Below are 9,345 nucleotides of genomic sequence, written 5' to 3'. Positions count from 1 at the left end.
CGTCACCGCATGGCCGACATGAAGATGCAGCTCGAGCTGGCCCGCTCCATGAGCTACTACGCCAGCCTCAAGCTGAATGCACCGACTGCCGAGCGCCGCCAGGCGATGGCGCGCGCCAAGTACCAGCTGGGCGTGTCGATGCGCTTCGTTGGTCAGAACTCGGTGCAGCTGCACGGCGGCATCGGGGTGACCGACGAGTACGTGGGCAGCCACTTCTTTAAGAAACTCACCCAGATGGAGATGGTGTTCGGCGACACCCTGCACCACCTCGGCGAGGTGTCGGCGCGCATGCAGGACCAAGCGGGCGTTTTTGCCTGAGCGTACCGGCCTGTAGCGAAAAGGCCCGGGATGCCCAGGCCTTTTTCATCTGCGACGCGTCGGGCCAGCGGCCCGGGCCTCAAGGCACCGGGCAGGCGCCGTCGAGGCCTGCCAGGCCGGTCACTTTTTCTGAAATCTTCTGCAAGCGCGAGCGCTGCTCCAGGCAGGCCTGGTACTGCGCCTGGGCGGCATTTTGTCGAGCGACACGGACAGCCTGCTCGCGCGCCGCCCGCAGCTGCGCGATGCGTTCCCGGATCTGTGGCAAGGCCGCGGCTGCGGCCTTCTCACCCTCCAAAATCGCGTAGGCACGCTGGGTGAAGTCGGTTCCAGCGATGTCCAGAACCTGGGGCCGCACGATGACATCGGCCCGCGCCACCTCGGCCTCGCTGAGCCTCTGGCCCATGATCGCGAGGGACTGACTGACCGTGCCCACCATGCTGGCAGGCGTCTGGCCGCGCGCCTTGCTCGAGATGTCCACCGCAATCACCAGGTCGGCGCCGAGTTGACGTGCCGCATCGACCGGCACAGGGCTCACCACCCCGCCGTCAACGAAGTGATACCTGCCGATGGTCACTGGCTGGAACACGCCCGGCACGCTGCTGGAGGCGCGCACCGCTTGGCCGGTATTGCCCTGGGCAAACACGGTTCGCTGGCCGTCCTCGAGCCGCGTCGCCACGGCGACGAAGGGTTTGTCCAGCCGCTCCATTGGCCTGCGCCCCACCTGCTCGTTCACATAGTCCTCCAGCTTTTGCCCCAGCAGCAAACCGCCGGAGGACAGTTGGAGGTCACGGATGCGGGTTTCATCGAGCGCAACGGCCTTTTCCTGCAACTCGCGCGCGCTCATGCCGCTGGCGTACAGGGCTCCGACCACGCTGCCCGCGCTGGTGCCTGCCACCACGCTAGGCGCAAAGCCATTGGCCTCTAAAACCTTGATGACACCAATGTGCGCAAAGCCCTTGGCAGCGCCGCCGCCCAGGGCAATGCCGATCTTGATCGCAGGCGTGGTGGACGGCAACGCCGCGGCCAGACCGGGCCCCGGAGCGGTGGCTGGAGGGATGCCGGTACAGGCGGCGAGCGCAAACAGGCAGAGCACGCCCAACGTGCGGCGAGCGGAGCGGGCACCGGCGCGCAGGAGCGCGGAGGCGGAGGAGAGGGTCAGGCGCATGCCGGCAATTCGGGAAGCAAAGGGGGCGGGCAGGAGAGTCTATCGGCCCCCGTGAAGCGCGACCACCCTTGGGTCAAATCAGGATACTTCCGTCGATGCAGGTGACGGACTGTCCGCCGACGCGGATAACGTCTGCCCCCTCAAATTCCACCAGCAGATGGCCCGCGCGGCCGACGACCCGGCCCTGGGTGGCGGTGTAGCGGGGACCGAACCGGGCGATCTGACCAGCGTCGCGAATGAAAGCTGCGACCGATCCATTGCCGCTTCCGCAGACCGGGTCTTCTTGGATGCCCACGCTGGGCGCAAAGGCCCGGACCTCGATCGCGGCCGCCTCGCCCTCGCCCCAGGCCCCGTACACCACGGTGCCGATGGACTTGTTACGTTGGTCGAAAGTGGCCATCCGGGCGAAGTCGGGCCGGAGGTCGAGCACCGCCTGGGCACTTTCCAACTGGACGATGGTCCAGACCGGTCCCACGTTGACGCGCTTGGGAACCGGGTCACGTCGAACCGGCGCCCCCAGGATGAACGCCAGTTCCTCGACCTGGGCAGGCTCCAGAGGAACCAGCGTAGGGTCGGGCAGCCGGAAGGCGATCTGCGGGCTCGCACCGTCGACGGGTTTCACGGTCAGCTCGACCAGACCGGCTGCGCATTCCTGCACCAGCTTGCCAAGCTGCGGGACGATGCGGCCCGCCTCCATCAGCGCGTGCGCCGTGCCCAGGGTAGGGTGGCCCGCGAAGGGCAGCTCCGACTGGGGCGTGAAAATTCGCACCCGGTAGTCGGCGCCAGCCTGCGTCGGGGGCAGGACGAAGGTGGTCTCGGACAGGTTCGTCCAGTGGGCGATGCGCTGCATGGCCTCGGAGGTGAGGCCATGCGCGTCGAGCACCACAGCGACCGGATTTCCGCGGTAGGGTTGGTCCGTGAAAACATCGACTTGCTTGAAAGAGACGCGAGGCATCTGCACTGAATGTGGTGGTGAAGGCCTGCAGGTTAGCAAAGGAACACCACCTGAGCGCTGCGGCTGCGCCTGAACCAAATCCAGGTTGCCCGGGGTGGTTCAATGACCTACACTTTGGCGATGGACTTCGAATGGGACGAGGCCAAGAGTGAGGCCTGCTTTCGGGAGCGGGGATTTGATTTCGCCTATGCACTTCGGGCCTTCCTCGACCGAGACCGATTGGTTCAGCAGGATGTACGCCGCAGCTACGGTGAGGACCGATATCAAGTGACGGGAAAGATCGAGGGGCGATTGTTCGTTCTGGTCTACACGCCCAGGCAGGGAGCGATCCGGATCGTTTCTGCACGGAAGGCCAACCAGCGAGAGGTAAAGCAGTATGAGAACCGTACGCGTGACGATTGACCCGGCTCGAAGCGGCGCCCTTCCAAAGGGTCGCATTGACAGGGCACGTGTGGAGGTCACCACGGAGGCAGACATCGCGCGCCAAGCCGCGGCAGATGAGGCCCAGGCCATGCAGGACGCAGCGCGCTTCGCCCGCCGGGTGCGCAAACGCCTTGGGTTCAGCCAAGCGCAATTCGCCGAGCGCATCGACGTCTCACTCGAGACAATCCGCAACTGGGAGCAGGGCAAGCGATCGCCGACCGGAGCGGCGAAAGCTCTCCTCAAAGTGCTGGAGAAGGCGCCGGAAGCAGCGCTCGCCGCATTGCGCTGAGCTTCTCGCACCCCGCAGGAGGGCGAGGCCCGCCTCACTCAACCCTGCGCTACCCGAACAACCTAGAACTTCTGGGCAGATGGGCCATGAGGAACTCCATCTGGTCGGCCAGGATGCGCCGGTTGCGCAGGATGAAGTCTTCCCAGAGGCTAGGCACATAAGGCGCGTAAAGCAAAGGCATGCGCGCCTGCTCCGGTGTGCGGCTGCTCTTGCGGTGGTTGCAGGCGCGGCAGGCGGTGACCACGTTCATCCAGTGGTCGCGGCCGTTCTGGGCGAAGGGGATGATGTGCTCCCGGGTCAGTTCGGTCTCTCCGAATTCGTCGCCGCAGTAAGCGCAGAGGTTGCGGTCGCGGGCGAACAATTTGCTGTTGGTCAGCCCCGGCTTGAGGTCGAAGGGATTGATGCCCGGGACGCCCTTGGTCCCGATGATGCTGCTCACTGCGATCTGCGACTGCAGACCCGTGGCTGCGTTGTGGCCACCTCGGAAAACGGCAATGGGCACGCCGGCATCCCAGCGGACCTGATCGGCCGCGTAGTGCAGGACAGCCTGCTCCAGCGAGATCCAGGACTGGGGAAGGCCCTGGGCAGACAGCTTCAACACCTTCACAAGCAAACGCCTCCTTGCCAGTTGATGGGCCAGGCGGGGTGCCGGAGCGAGTCCCCCGGGATCGGGGGGCAGGGGCCGACGCCCGATGCCGGGCCACGGTTGACTTTCGCCGTCACAATATAGCGCGTTTAGATGTCTTTCCAGCGGCAATCGCGACGCTTGTCACCGTGACTGCCAAGTAAGACCGCCAAGACATTCCCCACAACCCCCAGATGCAGATTTTTCGCGGCTTCCACCATCCGGGCATCGCGCCCGCCTGCGCGCTGACCATTGGCAACTTCGATGGCGTGCACCGGGGCCACCAAGCCATGCTGGCCCTTCTGAGCAGCGAGGCGCGCCACCGCGGCGTGCCCAGCTGCGTCCTGACCTTCGAGCCACACCCGCGCGACTTCTTTGCCGGCGTGCAGCGCAAGCCGGACCTGGCACCGGCGCGCATCGCCACCTTGCGCGACAAGCTCACCGAGCTGCGCGCCTGCGGTGTAGACCAATGCGTGGTGCTGCCCTTCGACGAGCGCCTGTCCAGCCTGGCGCCCGAGGCCTTCATCAGCCAGGTGCTGCAGCAGGGCCTGGGCGCGCGCTACGTGCTGGTGGGCGACGACTTCCGCTTCGGCGCGCGCCGAGCTGGCGACTACGCCATGCTCGACGCCGCGGGCACGGCCCAGGGCTTTGATGTGGCCCGCATGAACAGCTACCAGGTGCGTGGCCTGAGGGTCTCGAGCTCGGCGGTGCGTGACGCCCTGGCGCGCGGCGACTTGTCCGCCACTGCCGCCCTGCTGGGCCGGCCCTATGGCATCAGCGGCCATGTGCTGCATGGTCGCAAGCTCGGGCGGGAGCTGGGCCGGGATGCCGAGTTCCCGGGCGGCTTTCGCACGCTCAACCTGCGCTTTTCCCACTGGAAGCCTGCTGCCAGCGGCATTTTTTGCGTCCATGTCCGCGGCCTCACCGGCCCTGGAGACCCGCCTCTGGAAGGGGTAGCGAACCTGGGGGTGCGGCCCTCGCTCGACCCGAATGACGTCAACGGCGGCCGCGTGCTGCTGGAAACCCATTGCCTGGACTGGCCAGCCCACCTGGGCGCCGAGGGGGGCTACGGTAAAATCATCCAAGTAGACCTGCTGCACAAACTGCACGACGAACTGAAGTACGAGAGCCTGTCTGCCCTCACCGCCGGCATTGCCCGCGACTGCGAAGCGGCCCGGTCCTTTTTCGCCGCCGCACGTCCCGCACATTCACGCCCCGCACATTGACAGGCCGTCATGGCTTGATTTGTCAGCGAGCCCCACGAAGACCTGCCATGTCCGACGAGAACAAGACCGACTACCGCGCCACCCTCAACCTGCCCGACACCCCCTTCCCGATGCGCGGCGACCTGCCCAAGCGCGAGCCGGGCTGGGTCAAGGAGTGGGAAGACCAGGGCCTCTACAAGCGCCTGCGTGAGGCCCGCTGCGGCCACGAGAAGTTCATCCTGCACGATGGCCCGCCCTACGCCAACGGGCAGATCCACATGGGCCATGCGGTCAACAAGATCCTCAAGGACATGATCGTCAAGTCGCGCCAGCTCAAAGGCATGGACGCGGCCTATATCCCCGGCTGGGACTGCCACGGTCTGCCGATCGAAAACGCCATCGAGAAAAAGCACGGCCGCAAACTGCCACGCGACGAGATGCAGGCCAAGAGCCGGGCCTTTGCCACAGAGCAAATTGCCCAGCAAATGGTCGACTTCAAGCGCCTGGGCGTGCTGGGCGACTGGGACCACCCGTACCGCACGATGGACTTTCGCAATGAGGCCGACGAGATTCGCGCCTTCAAGCGGGTGATGGAGCGAGGCTTCGTCTACCGGGGCCTCAAACCCGTGTACTGGTGCTTTGACTGCGGCTCCTCGCTGGCCGAGTTCGAGATTGAATACGCCGACAAGAAGTCGCAGACGCTGGATGTGGCCTTCGAATCCGATGACCCGAAGGCCCTGGCCAGCGCCTTTGGCCTGACCGCCTTGCCAGGGGAAGCGAAGCCGGCCTTTGCCGTCATCTGGACCACCACCGCCTGGACGCTGGCAGCCAACCAGGCCCTCAACCTCGGCCCCGAGATCGACTACGCCCTGGTGGAAACACCCAAGGGCTTTCTGGTGCTGGCCGCCTCCCTGGTGGAGAAATGCTTGGCCCGCTACAAAACCGAAGGCAGCGTGGTCGCCACCGCCCCGGGCAAGGCACTGGGCGGGCTCAACTTCCGCCATCCGCTGTACGACGTGCACGAAGGCTACCGGCGCCTGTCGCCGGTTTACCTCGCCGAGTACGCGACGGACGCCGACGGCACCGGCCTGGTCCATTCCTCGCCCGCCTACGGCGTGGACGACTTCAACAGCTGCATGGCCCATGGTCTGCACTACGACGACATCCTGAATCCTGTGCAGGGCCACGGCAGCTACGAGCCCGAGCTGCCCCTGTTCGGCGGCGAGAACATCTGGAAGGCCGTCCCGCGCATCCTCGAGGTTCTGGGCACCGCCAACCGCCTGATGGCCACCGAGACCATCACCCACAGCTACCCGCATTGCTGGCGCCACAAGTCGCCGGTGATCTACCGCGCGGCCGCCCAGTGGTTCATCCGCATGGACGAAGGCGAGGGCATCTTCACCACTGACAAGGCGCCCGCCACCTTGCGCCAGATGGCGCTCGAAGCCATTGAGCAAACCCGCTTCTACCCCGAGAACGGCCAGACCCGATTGCGCGACATGATCGCCAACCGGCCCGACTGGTGCATCTCACGCCAGCGCTCCTGGGGCGTGCCCCTGCCCTTCTTCCTGCACAAGGATTCGGGCGAGCCGCACCCCCAGACGCCCGAGATCCTCGACGTGGCCGCCACCATGGTCGAAGCCGGTGGCATTGAGGCCTGGTCCAAGGCGAGTACCGAAGAAATTCTTGCCAAGGTGGGCTGCGCTGCCGACGCGCCGATGTACACCAAGAGCACCGACATCCTCGAGGTGTGGTTCGACTCTGGCACCACCCACACCACGGTGCTCAAGGGCTCGCATGCCGGCAACGGCCACGAGAACGGCCCCGAGGCCGACCTGTACCTCGAAGGCCATGACCAGCACCGCGGCTGGTTCCACAGCTCGCTGCTCACTGCCTGCGCCATGTATGGCCGCGCCCCCTATCGGGGCATCCTCACGCACGGCTTCACCGTGGACAGCCAGGGCCGCAAGATGTCCAAGTCGCTGGGCAACGGGGTCGACCCGCAAAAGACCAGCGAGAAGCTCGGCGCGGAAATCATTCGGCTGTGGGTGGCCGCCTCCGATTATTCGGGCGACATCGCCGGCGACGACAAGATCCTCGCCCGCGTGGTCGACGCCTACCGCCGCATCCGCAACACGCTCCGCTTTTTGCTCGCCAACGTGAGCGACTTTGACGCAGCCCAGGACGCGGTGCCGCTGTCTGAGCTCTTGGAGATCGACCGCTACGCGCTGGCCCGCGCCGCGCAGATGCAGGCCGAGGTGCTGGCGCACTTTGAGGACTACGAGTTCCACCCGGTAGTGGCCAAGCTGCAGGTGTATTGCTCCGAGGACCTGGGTGCTTTCTACCTGGACGTGCTCAAAGACCGCCTCTACACCACCGCGCCGAAGTCGCACGCGCGCCGCAGTGCGCAAACGGCCCTGTGGTCCATCACCCAGGCCATGCTGCGCTGGATGGCGCCCTTCATGTCCTTCACCGCGGAAGAGGCCTGGAGGGTGTTTGGTGGCAAAGACTCGATCTTCTTCGAGACCTATTCAACCCTGGGTGCGCCCGACCAGGCCCTGCTGGCCAAGTGGAGCCGCCTGCGCGAGATCCGCGATCTCGCCAACAAGGAAGTGGAAGCCCTGCGCGAAAAAGGTGCGGTGGGCTCCTCGCTGCAAGCCGACCTGGTGCTCACCGCGCCAGCGGCCGACCACGCGCTGCTGGCGAGCCTGGGCCATGACCTGAAGTTCGTGTTCATGACCTCCTCCATCACCCTGCACACTGGCGACGCGCTGCAGGTGCAGGCCGCCCCCAGCGGCGCCGCCAAGTGCGAGCGCTGCTGGCACTGGCGCGACGATGTGGGCGCCGACGCCGCGCACCCGACGATCTGCGGCCGCTGTGTGAGCAACCTGTTTGGCGCCGGGGAATCCCGGGCCTGCGCCTGACATGGCCGGCGGCAGCGGGAGTGGCCGGTCCAGGTCGGCGGGCATGCTGCCCTGGTTGGGCCTGGCGCTGCTGATCTTCCTGGCCGACCAGTTCACCAAGACGCTGATCCTGGGCTACTACCAGCTCGGGGACAGCACCTGGGTGACCTCTTTCTTCAACGTCGTGCGGGTGCACAACAGCGGCGCGGCCTTTTCCTTCCTGGCGGGGGCCTCGGGCTGGCAGCGGTGGTTTTTTACCGCCATCGGGCTGGGCGCGGCGGTCTTCATCGTCTGGATGCTGCGCCAGCACGCGGGCCAGCGCCTGTTCGCCTTTGCCATGGCCTGCCTGCTCGGCGGCGCGCTGGGCAATGTGGTCGACCGGCTGATGCACGGCTACGTGGTCGACTTCATCCAGCTGCATTACGCCGGCTGGTACTTCCCCTCATTCAACGTGGCCGATGCAGCCATCACCGCGGGCGCGGTCGGCATGATCCTCGACGAAGTGCTGCGGGTGCGGCGCGGGCGCTAAGCCAAGGGCCTAGGGCCCAAGGCCCGCGGCCGGGAGACACGGCCCCCCGACCCAGCGCAAGGTCAGGGCAGCAAGATGGTGCAGCCCGTCGTCTGCCGCGCCTCCAGGGCGCGGTGTGCGTCCTGCACCTGGTCCAGCCGGAAGCGCTGGTCGATGCGGATCTTCACCTGGCCGCTGGCCACCACTGCAAACAGGTCGTCGGCCATGGCCTGGGTGGACTCGCGGGTGGTGATGTGGCTGAACAGGGTCTGGCGGGTCATGTAAAGCGAGCCCTTGGTGCCCAGCATGCCAGGGGGGAAGGGCGGCACTGGCCCGGAGGCGTTGCCGAAGCTGGCCATCAGGCCGAAGGGCCGCAGGCAATCGAGCGACTTGTCCCAGGTGTCCTTGCCCACCGAGTCGTAGACCACTTTGACGCCCTGGCGACCGGTGATTTCCTTCACCCGCGCGGCGAAGTCTTCGCTACGGTAGTTGATGACATGGGCCGCGCCCAGCGACTTGGCCAGCGCGCATTTTTCGTCACTGCCGGCTGTGCCAATGAGTTGCAGCCCGAGGACCTTGGCCCATTGGGCAGCGATAAGGCCCACGCCGCCTGCAATGGCGTGAAAGAGAATGAAGTCGCCCTTTTGCAGGCCCTCGACAGGCAGGGTTTTCTTCAGCAGGTACTGCGCGGTGAGGCCCTTGAGCATCATCGCGGCGCCGGTGTCAAAGTCGATCGCGTCGGGCAGGCGGCAGACGCAGGTGGCGGGCATCACCCGCGCTTCGCTATAAGCACCGGGCGGGTTGCTGGCGTAGGCGGCGCGGTCGCCGACCTTCAGGTGGGTCACGCCCTCGCCCACCGCCTCCACGATGCCAGCACCCTCCATGCCCAGTTGCAGCGGCAGGGGCAGGTTGTAGAGGCCGGTGCGCTGGTAGACGTCGATGTAGTTGAGGCCG

Annotated in this window: 10 protein-coding genes; 6 read left to right on the top strand and 4 right to left on the bottom strand. The window is 66.1% G+C overall.

Annotation, left to right across the window (positions count from 1 at the left end; all coding sequences use genetic code 11):
• Positions 1-318: acyl-CoA dehydrogenase family protein (locus QE494_RS13510; RefSeq protein WP_300044045.1), on the top strand; the 318-nt coding region annotated here is incomplete at its 5' end.
• Positions 319-397: 79 nt separating this feature from the next.
• Here QE494_RS13510 and QE494_RS13505 read toward each other — a convergent pair.
• Both QE494_RS13505 and QE494_RS13500 read right to left on the bottom strand, forming a co-directional pair.
• Positions 398-1,483 (bottom strand): patatin-like phospholipase family protein, encoded by a 1,086-nt coding sequence (locus QE494_RS13505; protein WP_300044044.1) that lies wholly within the window; start codon positions 1,481-1,483, stop codon positions 398-400.
• Between the two features lie 73 nt (positions 1,484-1,556).
• Positions 1,557-2,438 carry a PhzF family phenazine biosynthesis protein gene (locus QE494_RS13500; RefSeq protein WP_300044043.1) on the bottom strand — a complete coding sequence of 294 codons (882 nt, stop codon included), beginning with the start codon at positions 2,436-2,438 and terminating at the stop codon, positions 1,557-1,559.
• Between the two features lie 102 nt (positions 2,439-2,540).
• Between QE494_RS13500 and QE494_RS13495 the strand changes: the two genes are divergently transcribed.
• Entirely contained in the window at positions 2,541-2,840 is a 300-nt protein-coding gene (locus QE494_RS13495) for a BrnT family toxin (RefSeq protein ID WP_300044042.1), read from the top strand.
• Positions 2,841-2,889: 49 nt separating this feature from the next.
• Positions 2,890-3,150 carry a DNA-binding transcriptional regulator gene (locus tag QE494_RS13490; RefSeq protein WP_300044041.1) on the top strand — a complete coding sequence of 87 codons (261 nt, stop codon included), beginning with the start codon at positions 2,890-2,892 and terminating at the stop codon, positions 3,148-3,150.
• A 49-nt stretch (positions 3,151-3,199) separates the two neighbouring features.
• On the opposite strand, the gene QE494_RS13485 is transcribed toward QE494_RS13490, so the two are convergent.
• Positions 3,200-3,757 carry an HNH endonuclease gene (locus QE494_RS13485; RefSeq protein ID WP_300044040.1) on the bottom strand — a complete coding sequence of 186 codons (558 nt, stop codon included), beginning with the start codon at positions 3,755-3,757 and terminating at the stop codon, positions 3,200-3,202.
• 212 nt (positions 3,758-3,969) lie between these two features.
• On the opposite strand from QE494_RS13485, the gene QE494_RS13480 reads away from it, so the two are divergent.
• From QE494_RS13480 to lspA, 3 genes are read left to right on the top strand one after another with little or no spacing between them, the layout of a single operon-like run.
• Positions 3,970-5,001: a bifunctional riboflavin kinase/FAD synthetase gene (locus tag QE494_RS13480; RefSeq protein ID WP_300044039.1), complete on the top strand. Its 1,032-nt coding sequence runs from the start codon at positions 3,970-3,972 to the stop codon at positions 4,999-5,001.
• A gap of 47 nt (positions 5,002-5,048) precedes the next feature.
• A complete protein-coding gene (gene ileS / locus QE494_RS13475) occupies positions 5,049-7,904 on the top strand; it encodes an isoleucine--tRNA ligase (RefSeq protein ID WP_300044038.1) in 2,856 nt (951 codons plus the stop codon).
• Position 7,905: 1 nt separating this feature from the next.
• On the top strand, positions 7,906-8,412 hold the full coding sequence (gene lspA, locus QE494_RS13470) for a signal peptidase II (RefSeq protein ID WP_300044036.1): 507 nt from the start codon (positions 7,906-7,908) through the stop codon (positions 8,410-8,412).
• Between the two features lie 62 nt (positions 8,413-8,474).
• Here the strand turns inward: lspA and QE494_RS13465 are convergent.
• The coding region (locus QE494_RS13465; protein ID WP_300044034.1) for a quinone oxidoreductase at positions 8,475-9,345 on the bottom strand (871 nt) is incomplete at its 5' end.

It is taken from the genome of Ramlibacter sp. (genome assembly GCF_029866045.1).
Classification (GTDB): domain Bacteria; phylum Pseudomonadota; class Gammaproteobacteria; order Burkholderiales; family Burkholderiaceae_C; genus Ramlibacter.
Note: the sequence above shows the minus strand (reverse complement) of the source record. Positions and strands in the feature narration are given on the sequence as shown.

Bases quoted from the DNA above. Each gene is read 5' to 3' on its own strand.
- QE494_RS13505 (WP_300044044.1), bottom strand. From the start codon at position 1,483: ATGCGCCTGACCCTCTCCTCCGCCTCCGCGCTCCTGCGCGCCGGTGCC.
- QE494_RS13500 (WP_300044043.1), bottom strand. From the start codon at position 2,438: ATGCCTCGCGTCTCTTTCAAGCAAGTCGATGTTTTCACGGACCAACCC.
- QE494_RS13495 (WP_300044042.1), top strand. From the start codon at position 2,541: ATGACCTACACTTTGGCGATGGACTTCGAATGGGACGAGGCCAAGAGT.
- QE494_RS13480 (WP_300044039.1), top strand. From the start codon at position 3,970: ATGCAGATTTTTCGCGGCTTCCACCATCCGGGCATCGCGCCCGCCTGC.
- ileS (WP_300044038.1), top strand. From the start codon at position 5,049: ATGTCCGACGAGAACAAGACCGACTACCGCGCCACCCTCAACCTGCCC.
- lspA (WP_300044036.1), top strand. From the start codon at position 7,906: ATGGCCGGCGGCAGCGGGAGTGGCCGGTCCAGGTCGGCGGGCATGCTG.